Here is a 14,710-nt window from a genome sequence, read left to right on the forward strand (position 1 = left end):
CTGCCTTTCTATTCCGTCGTGTTTCCCAGCGGGCCGGAGAGTCCCGAGACGGTCGCCACGGGGTCCCCGGAGTCTGCGTCGGTGATCCGCCAGACGCCGAGCGAGGGATCGCCCTCGACACGGGTGGGTCCGCGCTCGGCGGAGTGCGGTGCGATCCGGCCGAGGATCAGGGGGTCGGCGGTGACCGAGAGGCCGTCGCCCCGGGTGGTGCACCGCCGCACCACGTTCTCCAGCGCGGCGATCGGAAGGGCGGTCCCGGGTACGTACGGCGTCGCCCACAGGTCGACCGGCAGGCAGCGCGGGACCTCGGCCACCAGGCGGCCGCCCTCCGGCGCCGCCGACCCCGCCGACCCCGCCGTCCATGCGCTGAGCGGCACCACGGCGCCGCGCCAGTGCAGGAAGGGCGGCCCGGAGCGGAGGGTGGTGGTCTGCTGGACGTCGGGGCGCGGCGGCGCGGGCGGCCGCGGCGCGCCGGTCTCGTGGACGATGCGCAGGCTCGCCTCCGGGCCGCCCTCCGCGCCTTCGTGGCGGTAGCGGACCTCCACGATCCAGTCGTGCCCCTCGTGGAAGCCGCGGATCTCGCGGACCAGCCGGATCGCGGGGCCGTCGAGGCGCAGCAGCGCCAGCGGCACCACGATCTCCTCCAGCGCACCGGCCCGCAGCGCGGGGAAGTCCTCCGGGACGATCCATTCGGCGGCCCGCAGGGCGTTCTCCAGCAGGAGGGAGGGCGGCAGTGCGGGGGCGCCGTCGATGCGGAAGTCGCCGAGCGCGGGGGTGTGTTCGGGGTCGAGGACGACGCGTGCCGTCAGATGGGCGTGCGGCTGGTAGGAGGTCACCTCGCCGAGGTGGAAGATCTTCGGATAGGCGGTGGCGAAGCCGGGCAGCGCGGGCACCACCGGATAGCCGATGGCCTGCCCCGGGTCGATGGCCTTGCCCAGCGGCCCGACGAAGGTGACCTCGCCCTCGGACCCCGCCAGCAGTTCGGCCCGCCAGCGCTCAAGACCGTCGGCCACGTCGATCGCGGCCATGTAGCGCAGGGTGGCGGCGAAGTTGGCGATCAGCCCGATGCGGTCCCAGGTGGGCCAGGCGAGGGTCATCACGGGGAACGCGGCGCGGCGGGCGGCCCACTGGCCCAGCCGCGCGAGACCGTCGTTGGCCGCCGCGTACTCGAGCTGGCCGACCATGCCGCCGAGCCGTCCGGTGAGGGAGCCGACGCTGCAGAAGAACTTCAGGTCGCGCCCCCGCACCTCCTCGAAGACGTTGAGGAAGCCCTCGATCTTGACCTCGACGGTGCGCAGGATCTCCTCGTCGGTCTTCTTCGGCAGCCGGGCGGAGGTGTCCACCCCGGCGTTGTGCACCACTCCGGCGAGCCGGCCGCCCTCCAGCGCGTCCTCGCGCCGGAGGAGCGCGCGCACCTGGGCGCGGTCGGTGAAGTCGCAGCGCGCGTACTCGATGCGCAGCCCCTCCCGCCGGGCGGAGGTCACATGGGTGGCCAGCTCCCACAGCCGGCGGGTGCGGGCCAGCCGGCCGCGGACCACGGCGGGTGACTCGCCCTTGGCGCGGCCCGCCCAGACCTGCTTCTCGTAACGCCTCCACCCGGCCTCGTCCACGCCGAACCAGGGCTCGTCCCCGCTGGGGAACGGCTCCCGGCCGGTCACCACGACCCGTACGCCGTGCCGGGCGGCCAGCGACCGGGCCAGCTCCCAGCCGATGCCGCGGCCGCCGCCGGAGATCAGCACGGTGTCCTCGGGGCCGAGGGTGAGGGCGGGCGCGGCCACGGGCCGGTCCTCGGGGGTGAGGGTGTACCGGCGGCCGTCGCGGTAGCCGACCTCGATCTCACCGGTGCGTCCGAGTTCGGCGGCGACGATGCCGGGGAGTTCGGCGGAGGCGGCCAGGTCGATGTCGACGACGCGGGCGGCCACGTTGGGGAACTCCCGGTGCAGGGTCTTGGCGAGCCCCGCCCAGATGCCGCCCAGCGGCTGCTCGAGACCGTCCCGCGGATGCTGGCCCATCCCGCCGCCGAGGTAGCTGACGGCGAGGTAGCACAGCCGGTCCGCGGCGGTCTCGGCCGCCCAGTCGTCGTAGACCCCGCGCAGGGCGGTCACGGTCTCGGTCAGCGGCCGCCGCCAGGACCCGGCGGAGGCGGCCCGGTCCGGGTCGTACGCCCGGCCCACGGTGAGGTCGACGACGGCGTCCACGGGGCCGGGGCCGTCGGGCCCCCGGCGCACCAGCGCGCCGTGCTCCTTCAGCTCGCGCTCCACACCGGCGGCGATGTCCTCCTCGCCGCCGATCAGCAGCACCCGCAAGCCCACCAGCCGGGGGTGCGGCCCGGCGGGGCGGGGCAGCTCGGTGAGCCGCCACACCATCCGGGTCACCGGCTGGACCGGCGCGTCCTTCTGAGTCGCGGTCATGTCCGGTCCTCCCCCGCCGGTGCCTGCTCCAGGGGGACGGCCTCGCCGGTCTCGGCGTCGATGTAGCCGATGAGGGTGGCCCGCATGTCCTTCATCTGGAGCAGCATCCGGCCGTCGGGCCGCACCGCCACGAAGCGGTTGCTGATGGTGTCGGCCGTCAGATCGAAGCCGGGCGGGGTGACGAAGAGGTCGATGCCCTCCCCGGAGGCGGCCAGGTCGTGGTCGCTGATCTCCTCGTACAGATCGATCCGGCGGATGGACAGCGGCGCGGCCACCGGCACCAGATGGCCGTCGACCAGGTCCAGCACGCCCACCCGGGCCAGCCCGTCGAGCAGGATGCTCGGCACGGTGAAGCGGGACCACACCGGGTCGCCGGCCGGGATGCCGGGCGCGTAGCGGGCGCGCTTGCCCCGGGGGTGGATCCGGGTGTCGGTGGTGGAGACGAAGGGGCCCGTCAGCCGCACCGGGGAGCCGGGCTGGTGGTACGGGTCGGGCACCGGGGTCTCCTCCCCCGTCGGCCACTCCTCCCAGCGCGGCGCGGTGGGCGACTCGCTGTCGAGCAGCACCCGGGCCAGGAAGTGCACCCGGTCCTTGACCAGGACCACCCCGCTGGGCGCGACCACGTCCTCGGTGATCCGCACCTGGACGACGGTCACGTCCCCGGGGGTGTCCACCAGCTCGGCGCGGATGCGCCTGGGGCCGGCCGGGATGTCGCGGTAGACCCGCAGGAAGTGCTCGAAGCGCAGGTCCTCGAAGGCGATCACCCGCTTGCCGGGGACCAGGGCACGGGCGGCCTCGGCGGCCAGTTCGGTGACGAAGGTGCCGGGCAGGGTGGCCTCGCCGCGCACCGTGTGGTGTTCGAGATAGCCGTCGGTGTCCAGGTCGAAGGGGCACTCGTAGACCACGGACCGCTCGTCGGACTCCACCAGCCGGCGCAGGAAGAACCCGGGCCGCTCCGCCTCGCCGGTGGTGCCCAGGTAGCCGGGGTAGAAGCGCTCCACCGTGGCGCGCTCGGCATCGCCGAGGTGGACCACGGAGGGGCGCCGCACGGGGGCGTGGAGCTCCTGGACGAAGTGGTGGATGCCCTCGGCGATGGCCATGTTGCTGTACGAGCCCGCGCGCTCGTAGTACGCCTTGGTCAGCTCGTTGGCGCCCATGCCGACGCCTTCCCACAGCGTCCAGCCGATGGTGAACTCGTCCGTCGGCGCGTCGGTGGCGCGGGTGTGGGTCGCGGCGGCGGCCAGGAAGTCGTTGGCCGCGGCGTAGTCGGCCTCCCCCAGCTGTCCGAAGTAGCCCAGCAGCGAGCCGAAGTTGCACCACAGCCGGGGCGGTGCGGTACGCAGCGCGCGCTTGAGATGGAGGTAGGAGTCCAGCTTCAGATCGCGGATGGCGGTGAACTCGGCGAAGCCCTTGTCCTTGATCAGCCCCGAGCGCTGCAGCCCGGCGGCGTTGACCAGCAGGTCGACCCGCCCCCGCTCGTCCAGGACCCGGCCGATCGCCCGGTCCACCGCCGCGCCGTCGCGCATGTCGCAGGCGAGGTAGGTGACCCGGCCGGCGCCGCTGTGGGCGGCCATCTCGTCCAGGTTCCGCTTCGCCCGGCGGGCGTTGACCATGCGGTCGAAGGCGCGGTTGATGTCGGCCACGGTGCGGCCGTCGCGCCGCGCGATCTCCGTCTTGATGTAGCCGGCCCGGCGGGCGGCGAACTCCTCGTCGGTGCCCTGGTACGTCTCCGGCGGGTAGTCGTCGAGGGAGTTGCTGCCCAGGACGTAGATCCGGGGCCGGAAGTGCTCGGCCACCGCCTTGACCACCTCGGCCGTGATGCCCCGGGCGCCCCCGGCGACCACCACGACCGAATCCGGGCCGAGGACGGCGGGCGCCCCCGCTCCCAGGTCGTTCGGCTCGTCGGAGAGCAGATACGCCATCCGCGCGCCGTCGAGGTCGAACACCGCCGGGAAGACCCGCTCCGCCGTGCTCTCCTCCTCCGCGCGGGCCATCGCCTCGGTGAGGTCGGTGGCCGAGGTGCACAGCGTGAAGGCGAGGCAGGCGTCGCGCTCCAGGGCCGCGGTCTTCCACAGCCCGGTGAAGAGCCCGGTGTACGGATGCGGGATGCCGCCCGGCGCGGCGTCCAGCAGCAGCGCCACGGCCGAGGAGCCGGGGTCGCCGAGGTCGTCGTAGAGGTGCTGGAGCGTCAGATAGGCGGCGTCGTGCAGGGCGGTGAGGACGGGCGCGGGGCCGTCCGTGGCCGCCCGGCCGAGGTCACCCACCACCCTGAGGTGGGTGACCCCGGGGCCCGCGCCCGCCAGGGCCCGGCGGACCGACTCCTCGGTGACCTCCGGCAGGTGGTGCCAGCCGGGGCGCGGGGCCGCGAGCGGCGCCGTGGACAGGACGGTGAGGTCCGCGTCCGGCGGCGCGGCGGCGGCGAGCGGCCCGGGGGCGTCGGTGAGCACCACCGCCCCGGCGGGGAGGAACGGGACGCGCTCGCGCACGGTGCGCGCGGGCAGCTCGGTCAGGACGGGCACCTGGCGGCGGACCCGTACGGGGGTGCCGTCCGCGAGCCGGCCGTCGGTGGCGAACGCGGCGGGCAGCGCGGCCGGGACCGCCTTGGGACCCTCGGACTCCGGGCCATGGGACTCGGGGCCGTCACCCGGGATGGTCAGCCGGAGCCGGGCACCGGCGGCGCCCTCGCTCTCGTCGGTGGCGATCTCCACGGTCCCCGAGGGCCGGTGCAGCGCCTTGAGGACGGCGAGGCCGCCGGCCGCGCCCAGGTAGCGGGCGTGCTCGGGCGCGGGCGCACCGCACAGCAGGATCTCCTCCGGGGCGGCCTCCCCGCGCCCCGCCTCGACGGCGCCGAGCGGTTCGTCCACGTACGCGAGCACGTCGAGCCCGGCGGCGCGGGCCCGCTCCTCGGTGGTGAGCGCGAACAGGAAGGCGCCCTCGGCGAGTTCCCGGGCCTCCGGCGGCAGCAGCTCGCCGATCAGCGTCCGGTACTCGGGGAGGCTGTTGCCGTTGATCCCGCCCGCGAGCGCGAAGTCCAGCTCACCGGTGCGCAGATAGCGGCCCGCGGAGGTGATGGAGGAGACGGCGGAGGCGAAGCCGGAGTCCATCGTCATGTTCGGGCCGTTGAGGTCGAAGTAGTTCGCCACCCGGGCCGAGATGATGTTGGGCATCTGACCGGGGAAGGAGTCCTCGTTGGAGGCCGGGATCATGCCGCGCACGCGCTCGCCGAGCCGTTCCAGGACACCGGGCAGGGCGTCGGAGGACAGCTCGCCCAGCGCCTCGGCGATGTCGTCGAGGTAGCAGCGGTTGGCGTAGAGCATCGCGGCGCGGGTCGGGCCCATATGGCCGACGAACACCCCGGTCTTGAGCGCCCGCTCCCGCCAGAAGTCCGGCATCTGGTCGCGCAGTTGATGGGCGCACTCCACGATCATCAGCTGGCAGCGGTCCAGGGCGCGGATGGTCTTCGGAGGCAGCCGGACCTTGCTGAACGGCGGCGCCGGGTACTCGTCGCCGAAGCTGTCGCGGGGGCGCGGGCCGCCGCCCAGCCAGCGGGTGACCTCCTCGCGGCCCTCCAGCCCCGGCAGATGGGCCGACCAGCCGACGATCGCCACCCGGCTGCCGGTGTCCGGGACCTTGGTGACGGTCGCGGGGGCCCGGTCGGCGGCGGCGTTCTCGGCGGCGGGGCGCGCCCGGTGCTCGGAGACGATCAGATGGGCGTTGGTGCCGCCGAAGCCGAAGCCGGACACCGCGGCCAGCCGCGGGCCGCCCGTCCGCTCCGGCCAGCCCTTGTGCTCGGGGGTGATCTCCAGTCCGGTCTCGGCGAGCCGGAAGTCCTCGCGGGGCCTGGAGAAGCGGAACTGACCGGGGATGGTGTGCTCGGCCAGGCCCAGCAGGTTCTCGATGAGCGAGACCACGCCCGCCGCCCAGCCGGTGTGGCCGATCAGGGACTTGTTGGAGGTGACCGCGGCGGGCCCGGCCGTGCCGTAGTACTCCCGCAGCGTGGTGAACTCGGCGAGGTCTCCGGCCGGGGTGCCGGTGGCGTGGGCGTTGACCCAACTCACCGCGCCGCCCTCGACCTCGCCCGCCTCCAGGGCGCGCCGCACCGCCAGGCTCTGACCGGCGGCGTTGGGCGCGTAGATGGCCTTGCCCTTGCCGTCGGAGGACGAGCCGAAGGCGCGGAGCACGCCGAGCACCTGGTCCCCGTCGGCCCGCGCCCGGCTCAGCCGCTTGAGGACGACCAGCGCGGCGCCGTCGGCGAAGATCACGCCATCGGCGTCCTCGTCCAGCGCGTGCACCTCACCGCGCTTGGAGAGCCCCTGGAGCTTGGAGAAGAGCACGGTGCCACGCGGCGCGAGCGCGAAGGCGCCGCCGCAGACGGCGATGTCCTGCTTGCCCATGAGCAGGCCCTTGGCCGCGATGTCGATCGCGTACAGCGACGAGGAGCAGGCGGTGTCCACCATGTGCAGCTCGGTGGAGGGCGGCAGCAGACCGCGCATCGCCAGCTCTCCGACGCGGTGCGGCAGGAAGCGCGAGCGGTCCTGCTCCGCGCGCCAGTAGCGGCGGTTCAGGGCCGCCTCGATGTCGCCGCCGAGGGCGGTGCGCTCGCCGTCGTCCAGCGGCAGGTCCTCAAGGATGTCGTGAGTCATCCGGGTGACGCTGTCCAGCACCCCGGCCTCTTCCAGGTGCTGGCTGCCGTCGGGGGTGTAGCCGACGACGAAGGAGCAGCGGTCGGAGTCCTGGTGGCGCACCCCGTCCAGGGCCTGGACCAGGCTGTGGCGCAGCCACATGGTGGTCAGCTCGTGGTCGTCCGGGCCCTCGGCCATGCTGTCGACGGAGCCGGGGGCGGCCTGGAAGTCGGTGATGAAGACGCAGCGGTCGGCGTACGCCTTGTCCTCGGCGGCGGTGTCGACGGCGTGGAAGTTCTCGTGCCGCCAGCGGTCCCGGGGGATCTTGACGAACAGCTCGTCACCGGTCGTACGGAGCTTCCAGAACTCCTCGGGGCTGTTCGCCCCGGCGACCGCCAGGCCCATGCCGACGACGGCGATCGCGTCGTCGGGGACGTCGGGGACGTCGGGGACGTCGGGGACGTCGGCGGGCAGCTCGGGGGCCGGAGCGGGCTGGGCCGCGACGGGCTCGGGCGCCACGACGGGCTCGGGCGCCACGACGGGCTGGAGCCCGGGCGTCACCACGGGCTGGGGCTCGGGCGCCAGGACGGGCTCGGGGGCCGCGACGGGCTCCGGCTCCGGTGCGGCCTCCTCCCGTACGGGGGCCGCGGCGGGCGGCGACATGAGGGCGGCGCCCAGCGTCAGTCCCCCGTCGGCGAGCACCACCTGTCCGGTGATCCACCGCGAGGCGTCGGAGGCCAGGAAGGCGACGACGTCGGCGAACTCCTCCGGGGTGCCCAGCCGTCCGAACGGGGTCGCCCTGGCGATCACCTCCTGCATCTCCCGGGCCCGCGGGAACTTGTCCGCGACCTCGCTCTCCAGCATGGCGGCCGAGGCGGTGTTCACCCGGATGCCCAGCGGGGCGTACTCCACGGCGAGATAGCGGGTGGCCGCCTCGGCGGCCGCCTTGGCGGGGGCGCAGGCCGAGTAGTTGGCCATCACCATCTGCGAGCCGCCCAGGGCCGAGACGGTGACGATCGACCCGCCGCCGCCCCGCGCCATCAGCGGGGCCGCGGCGCGGGCGCAGCGCAGTCCGCCCTTGTAGTTGGTGTCGATGGCCTTGGCGATGTCTTCGTCGGTCACCTCGGCCAGGGGCAGCAGGGCCCCGTTGGCGGCGCTGTTGACCAGGATGTCCAGCCGCCCGTGGCGCTCCTCGATCTCGGCGAACATCCGGTCGACCTGCTCCTGCCGGGCCACCGAGGCCCGTGCGAGCTCGACCCGGGCGCCGCTTGCCACCAGTTCGTCCCTGGTGCGCTTGGCCTGGTCGTGCGAGTGGAAGTAGTTGAGGACGATATCGGCGCCCCGGGCCGCGAGGGTCCGCGCGATCGCCTTGCCCACGCCCTTGGAGCCTCCGGTGACCAGGGCCACCTTCCCCGTGAGGTCTTTCATGGAACGACTGACTCCTTCCGCGACGAGGGGGGCGCTTCAGCCCGTGGCGGAGGCCGGTGTGTGGGCCCCCCGGTCGTTGAGCTGCTGGAGCACAAAGTCGGTGATCTTGCCCATGGTGTTGTAGGTGGCCAGCCGGAAGCCGGACTCGCGCGGCGGCAGCCCGTAGCGGCTGGAGACCCTGGACAGCAGTTCGACCTGCTTGACGGAGTCGACGCCCAGCTCGGCCTCCAGCTGCACCTCGTCCTCGAAGACGTCCTCGGGGTATTCGAGCGCCTCGGCGTAGAGGGTCCGCAGCTCCCCGAAGAGCTGGTCGCGGCCGTACCCCTCGGGCCGCGCACTGGACGCGGGGGCCGCCGGGGCCTCCGGCGCGGGCGCGGGAGCGGCCTCGGCGGCGGGCTCCGGCTCGACGGCTGCCGCGGGCTCCGGCTCGACGGCTGCCGCGGGCCGCGACTCGGGCTCGGTACCGCGGCCCTCGGTGGACTTGCGGAAGGCGTCAAGTTCGGTGCGGACCAGCTCCAGCACCATGTGGCCGCGCTCGCTCCAGTACGCCGCGAAGACGTCCGCGGGCACCGAGGGGGCCAGCAGCTCGGCGAGCCCGCCGCGCTCCGGCGCCGCCAGACCGGCCTCGCGCAGCGCGTCGAGGGTGCCGTCGAGCGCCAGCCGCCCGCCGGTCAGGGCCAGCGTGGGCAGCGACCGCACCGCGGAGCCGTCGGTCACCTTGGCGACCAGCTTGGAGAGCGCGGCGCGCCCGCCCGCCTCCACGAACACCTCGGCACCGGTCTCCCGCAGGTGCCGTACGGCCGCGGCGAACCGCACCGGCCGGGTGAAGTGCTCGGCCAGCAGGTCGGCGAGGGCGTCGCCCGGCTCGTAGTAGCGCTGGAGGATCGGCGAGTAGACCGGGCGGTTCAGCGGGCGCTGGTCCAGCTTCCGCACGTACGCGGCGAACTCGGGGGCGGCGGGGGCGAGCGCCGGGGTGTGGAAGGGGAAAGGGGTGTCGATCTCGATGGCGCCCACGTCCAGCTGTCCGGCGATCGCCACGACCCGGTCCAGGATTCCGGCGGGGCCGCTGACCACGGTCTGCTCGTCGTGGTTCTCGGTGGCGACGGCCAGCAGCGGCTCGTCCACCAGCTCCAGCAGCTTGCGGGTGCGCTCGGCGCTCGCGGCCAGGGCCACCATGCGCCCGTCCACCCCGCCCTGCCGCTCGATCACGGCCACGCGCCGGGCGACGATCCGGACCCCGTCCTCGACCGAGAAGGCCCCGGCCGCCACCAGGGCGGTGATCTCGCCGAGGCTGTGCCCGGCCAGGACGTCGGGGGCGACGCCCTGGGCGGCCAGGATCTCGTAGGCGGCCAGACCGGCGCCGTAGATGGCGACCTGGGAGGCCCAGGGGTCGTTGTCGAGCAGATCGCGCAGATCGGCCTTGCGCTCCCCGAAGAGCACCTCGGAGACGCGGCTGCCGTAGAGCTCCTCGGTCACGGCGTCGAGCCGTGCGAAGACCCGGCCGATCTGGGGATGGCGCTCCTTGGCCCGGCGGAGCGCCTCGCCGTCGAAACCCCCTTGTCCGGGGAAGAGGAACGCCGTCGTGACGTCGGGGGACGGATTGCTGGACATGCCGATGCCTCCATGGCTGTGGTGGTGACGGTGGGTGAGGTGCGCCACCCGCGCGGGTGGCGCGGCGCTGTGGACGGCCGAAGGCCGTTTGTGGACCCCGGGGTCTGGGGCGGAGCCCCACGCGGCGGAGCCGCATATCGTCAGGTGCCGGGAAGGGGCGGGGAGGGGGGAAGCACCGGTATGCGGCTCCGCCGCGTGGCCCGCCGCAGGCGTACGCGTACCGTCGGACACCCCCTAGGCCACGCGGGCGACCGGGGAGTCGAGCAGGAAGGTGCCCATGCTCCCGAGGTTGGCGGCGATCAGCCGGTCGGCGAGCCGGGTCGCCGGGGGCAGGTGCCGGGGGGCACCGCGGACGAGCCAGCGCACCATCCGGATCTTCCAGCCCGGCTCGGAGCCCGGCGGGATGTGGTCGAAGAGGGCGTGGATATTGGCCGGGGAGTAGAACTCGGCGGGCGGGACGATGGTGGCGAACATCCCGACCATGCCGCTGCCGTGGTGCGGGCTGCGGGCCATCGCCCGGATGAACTCCAGCTCCTCGCGGTTGTAGTCGGCGATCGCGGCGTGGTCGCGGGTGTACCGGAAGTGGCCGCTCACCAGGGCGTCGCGGCGCCGGGCGTAGTCGGCGAGCGCGGGGGCCAGGTCGCGGTCCCCGGCCAGGGCCGGCTCCACGGCCTCCACCAGCAGTTCGGCACCGCGCAGCGAGTCGGTGATACCGGCGGCGGTGATGGGGTCGCGGGTGTAGCCCGCGTCGCCGGCCAGGGCCCAGCCGGGGCCGTGGCAGTGGCGCAGGAAGTTGGGGACCGCGCCGGTCATCCACTTGTCGACGCGCCGGGTCTCCCGCAGCCGCGCCGCGAACTCCGGGTCGACCTCCTCGAAGGCGGAGATGACCGTGGCGTCGCGCTCCCCGTCGGCGGACGCCTTGAAGTCCTTGACCGGCAGGGCCAGTCCGACGATGGTCAGGCCGTCGTGGGTGGGCCAGGTGAAGGCGTGCTGCTGGCGGTGGCGGTAGGTGCGCACCTTGCCGTCGTGCGGCAGATCGGCCCAGTACGACCAGTGGCTCTTGTTGAGCACCGGATGGGAGTCGTACTTCTCGGCCCCCACCAGCCGGGCGACGGTGGAGTTCGAGCCGTCGGCGCCCACCACCAGCCGCGCGTGCTCGACGATGGGGGTGCGGTCCTCGGTCTCGGCCCGGACGCCGATGACGGTGCCCTGGGCGTCCGTCAGCAGCTCCCGCAGCGCGACCTGCTCCCGCAGCTCCGCCCCGGCCTTGACGGCGGCCTCCAGCAGGATCTCGTCCAGCTTGCGGCGCTCCGGGGAGTACGCCTCGGCCACGCCCTCGACGGCGGGCAGCTTGGCCATCAGCTGAACCGGGCCGCTCTGGAGACCGTAGGAGTGAATGGGCGGGCAGCCGGTGGCCGCCACCTCGTCCAGTAGTCCCCAGCGCTTCAGCCGGAGAATTCCCGGAGGGTGGACGAGATTGGTGGCGGCCCCCTTACCGCCGGGGAATTTCGCCCGGTCGAGGAGAAGGACCCGGTACCCCGCTCTCGCCAGGAGCATCGCGGTCGATGCCCCGCTGATGCGCGCTCCTACCACAATGACGTCGTACATAGCGTCCCCCATACCCAACGGTCACCCGGGGTCCGGGGTCCGTTGGATCATCTTGTTCGCTCTGACTTCGCTCTCTCGAAATTAGTTGCGCGACCGGCTCGGGAGGTTTCCCTGGTATGAATCCTCGACGGCACCCGAAGAAATCACCTTCGTCTCGGCCGGTGCGGTGCGGCCGCGCGGTGCCGTGAGAATGGCCAGACAGCCGACGGCGGCGATTCCGGCGCCGATCCAGGCGGCGGGCCGCAGCCCGTCCACGAATTCCTGGGGCGAGCCGTATCCGCCCAGCGTGGTGAATACGGAGGTGAGCACCGCGACGCCGAGTGCGCCGCCGAGCTCCCGGAAGGTGTTGTTGGCGCCCGAGGCGATTCCCTGGTCGCGGGGCGCGACGACGTTCATCGCCATTTCCGCGACGGGCGAGAAGAACAGCCCCAGGCCGATTCCGCCGAGCACCAGTCCGGGCACCTGGTCGGCGTAGGCGGTGTCCGCGCTCACCACGGACGCCAGCCAGCCAAGCCCCGCGGCCTCGAACAGCAGGCCCGCGGCGACCACCAGACGGTTGCCGAGCCGTGCGGTCAGCAGCGCCGCCAGCGGAGCGACGACGACCGGCATCGCCGTCCACGGCAGCATCTTCACGCCCGCCTCCAGCGGCGAGAAGCCCTGGATGTTCTGCATGAACTGGGTGAGCAGGAAGACCAGTCCGAACATCGCCGCGAACATCAGCAGGCTGGCCGCGTTGACCGCGCTGAACGCGCGGTTGCGGAACAGCCGCATCGGCAGCATCGGTTCGGCCGTGCGCAGCTCCCAGCCGACGAAGAGCGCGAGCACCACCAGGCCGCCGGCCAGGAAGCCGAGCACCCGGGCGCTGGACCAGCCGTGTTCGGTGGTGGACACCAGCGCGTAGACCACGCCGAACACCCCGAGGCTGACCAGGACGGTGCCCACCGGGTCCAGTGAGGTGTCCGGGCGGGTGGACTCGGCCAGCTTCCACAGGCCGAGCACCAGCACCACCACACCGATCGGCACATTGACCCAGAAGATCCACTCCCAGGAGATCTTCTCCACCACGGCCCCGCCGATCAGTGGGCCGAGCGCGACCGCGAGCCCGCTGAGGGCGCCCCAGACGCCCAGCGCGACACCGCGCCGGCGCTCGGGGACGGCCACGGTCAGCAGGGTGAGGGTCAGCGGCATCACCACGGCCGCCCCGAGTCCCTGTACGGCCCGGGCGGCGATCAGGGCGTCCGCGCTGCCGGACAGCGCTGCGGCGGCGGAGGCCCCGGTGAAGACGACGAGGCCGGCCAGGAACACCCGGCGGCGCCCGAACCGGTCACCGGCGGCCGCACCGGCCATCAGGAAGACCGAGAAGGTGAGGGTGTAGCCGTTCACCGTCCACTCCAGGTCCTGGAGGCTGGTGCCCAGGTCCTTCTGGATGGCGGGCAGCGCGGTGATGACGACGAGGTTGTCCAAGGCGGCCATGAAGACGGTGAGTCCGGACACCACCAGCGTCCACACGGGGTTCATACCGCTCGGGCCGGAACGGTCAGTCATGAATACCTTTCCAATTGACGGCGCGATTGCTGTGCGACAGGTTGGTTCACGTCGATATCCGGCCGACGGATAAACGGGCAGACGGGGCAACGCTAACCGGCCACGACCCGCCCCGGAACTGTACTTTGGTACAGGTGGCGGTAGCTGAGCGCGACCAGACCGGCCTGTAGCCGCGATTCCACCTGCAGTTTCGCGAGTATTGACGCCACATGCGCCTTCACCGTGCGCTCGGTCACTTGCAGCCGCAGCGCGATACGGCGGTTGGACCAGCCCGCGCCGAGCAGCGCAAACGTCTGACCCTCCCTGACTGATAACAACGGCACACGTTCCAGCTCCCGCGCCCAGTTGGGTGCGGGAATATCGGGCACGACGGCGAGACCGCCCCTGTCGGACACGGTGACATTTCCCCCTAGTTGCGCGGCTCTTCGAGCCGCCGCTCATGCAAGAATCAGGCTGGTTTGCCCTCTTGATTATTGCGGCCGCACACAGGTACGAGTCAAGGATTTCCGACCCTTTCTCACCTCGCGAGAAATGCCAGGTGAAGCACGGGGAATGCGCTTGACGTTTACTCCTGTTACCGTAAATTTACTTCATTCTCGAATCATCGCCATCCGAACCGGCGGGACCGCCCCGCCCCAGGTCGGCAAGGGCCGCCGCCGTCCGCTCCACCGCCTCGATGACGGTCACCGGACACCGCGTCATGACCTGTTTGGGCTTCATCACCAGCACCGAGCCCATCACCAGCCCGTCCCAGGTGACCGGCGCCGCGCACTCGTTCCACCCCGCCGCGCACTCCTCGTGCCCCAGGGCGTACCCCCGCGCCCTGATCCGCTCCAGCGAGGCCAGGAGCCGCACGTCGTCCTGGTAGGCGCCGGGACCGGCCTCGGCGGGCACCGGCCGGTCCAGCACCTCCGACTGGATGGTCTCCGGCAGATACGCCAGGATCGCCCGCCCCGCGGCGCCCACCCGCAGCGAGTGCTCGACGGTCTGCACCGCACGCGGCGTCATCCCCAGCTCCGTCAGATCGGAGTCGCCGACGGCCATGTCGACGCACTGCCGGTGCGCGCCGCCGAACGGCGCCAGCAGATAGAGGAAGGCCAGCCCCCCGGTGGCCCGGCGCAGCGCCTCCAGGAGGGCGTGTGCGGCCTCCGGGGCGGGCGAGTGGGCCAGGGCCTTGAGACCGAGCTGCGGGGCCGCCGAGCCCAGCCGGTAGAGACCCCGGCCCTCGCGGACGAAGATGCCCTGGTGCACCCCGGACTGGAGGATCCGGTAGACGGTCGAGTCGTCCAGATCCGCCGCTCTGGCCAGCGCCCCGGGCCCATGGGCCCGCCCGCCGAGCTGGGTGAAGGCCCGCTGCACGCGGAAGACCCTCTCGGCATGCCCGCTTCCGCCCACGGCACCACTGTTGGCCACCCCGTCAGCCCCCCGTGCAGATTCCCCCGTCGCTCTGCCCAACGCGCCACGGTTCCACACCCATTCCCATCC

7 protein-coding genes are annotated in these 14,710 nt (G+C 73.0%); all 7 read right to left on the reverse strand.

Features of this window, described 5'->3' with window-relative positions; translation table 11 throughout:
• Window positions 1-8 precede the first annotated feature (8 nt).
• Window positions 9-2,411, reverse strand: coding sequence for an SDR family NAD(P)-dependent oxidoreductase (locus IEJ02_RS39960; RefSeq protein WP_191069271.1), 2,403 nt, complete (start codon window positions 2,409-2,411; stop codon window positions 9-11).
• Window positions 2,408-8,461, reverse strand: coding sequence for an SDR family oxidoreductase (locus tag IEJ02_RS39965; RefSeq protein ID WP_191069272.1), 6,054 nt, complete (start codon window positions 8,459-8,461; stop codon window positions 2,408-2,410). The genes IEJ02_RS39960 and IEJ02_RS39965 overlap by 4 nt, the downstream gene beginning before the upstream one ends.
• Before the next feature lie 36 nt (window positions 8,462-8,497).
• The gene (locus IEJ02_RS39970; RefSeq protein WP_191069273.1) at window positions 8,498-10,072 is read right to left on the reverse strand and encodes an acyltransferase domain-containing protein; all 1,575 of its coding nucleotides are present in this window, start codon (window positions 10,070-10,072) and stop codon (window positions 8,498-8,500) included.
• Window positions 10,073-10,306: 234 nt separating this feature from the next.
• Window positions 10,307-11,680 (reverse strand): NAD(P)/FAD-dependent oxidoreductase, encoded by a 1,374-nt coding sequence (locus tag IEJ02_RS39975; RefSeq protein ID WP_191069274.1) that lies wholly within the window; start codon window positions 11,678-11,680, stop codon window positions 10,307-10,309.
• An 81-nt stretch (window positions 11,681-11,761) separates the two neighbouring features.
• Complete coding sequence (locus IEJ02_RS39980) at window positions 11,762-13,225, reverse strand: MFS transporter (protein ID WP_137980234.1); 1,464 nt, start codon at window positions 13,223-13,225, stop codon at window positions 11,762-11,764.
• 92 nt (window positions 13,226-13,317) lie between these two features.
• On the reverse strand, window positions 13,318-13,620 hold the full coding sequence (locus IEJ02_RS39985) for a response regulator transcription factor (RefSeq protein ID WP_191069275.1): 303 nt from the start codon (window positions 13,618-13,620) through the stop codon (window positions 13,318-13,320).
• Window positions 13,621-13,810: 190 nt separating this feature from the next.
• Window positions 13,811-14,584 (reverse strand): IclR family transcriptional regulator, encoded by a 774-nt coding sequence (locus IEJ02_RS50060; protein WP_275562264.1) that lies wholly within the window; start codon window positions 14,582-14,584, stop codon window positions 13,811-13,813.
• Between the last annotated feature and the right edge of the window lie 126 nt (window positions 14,585-14,710).

It is taken from the genome of Streptomyces sp. 5-10 (assembly GCF_014712245.1).
In the GTDB taxonomy this organism is placed as follows: domain Bacteria; phylum Actinomycetota; class Actinomycetes; order Streptomycetales; family Streptomycetaceae; genus Streptomyces; species Streptomyces violaceusniger.

What these genes read in the sequence shown, in the direction of transcription:
- IEJ02_RS39975 (WP_191069274.1), bottom strand. Translation starts at nt 11,680, where the DNA reads ATGTACGACGTCATTGTGGTAGGAGCGCGCATCAGCGGGGCATCGACC.
- IEJ02_RS39965 (WP_191069272.1), bottom strand. Translation starts at nt 8,461, where the DNA reads ATGAAAGACCTCACGGGGAAGGTGGCCCTGGTCACCGGAGGCTCCAAG.
- IEJ02_RS39970 (WP_191069273.1), bottom strand. Translation starts at nt 10,072, where the DNA reads ATGTCCAGCAATCCGTCCCCCGACGTCACGACGGCGTTCCTCTTCCCC.
- IEJ02_RS39980 (WP_137980234.1), bottom strand. Translation starts at nt 13,225, where the DNA reads ATGACTGACCGTTCCGGCCCGAGCGGTATGAACCCCGTGTGGACGCTG.
- IEJ02_RS39960 (WP_191069271.1), bottom strand. Translation starts at nt 2,411, where the DNA reads ATGACCGCGACTCAGAAGGACGCGCCGGTCCAGCCGGTGACCCGGATG.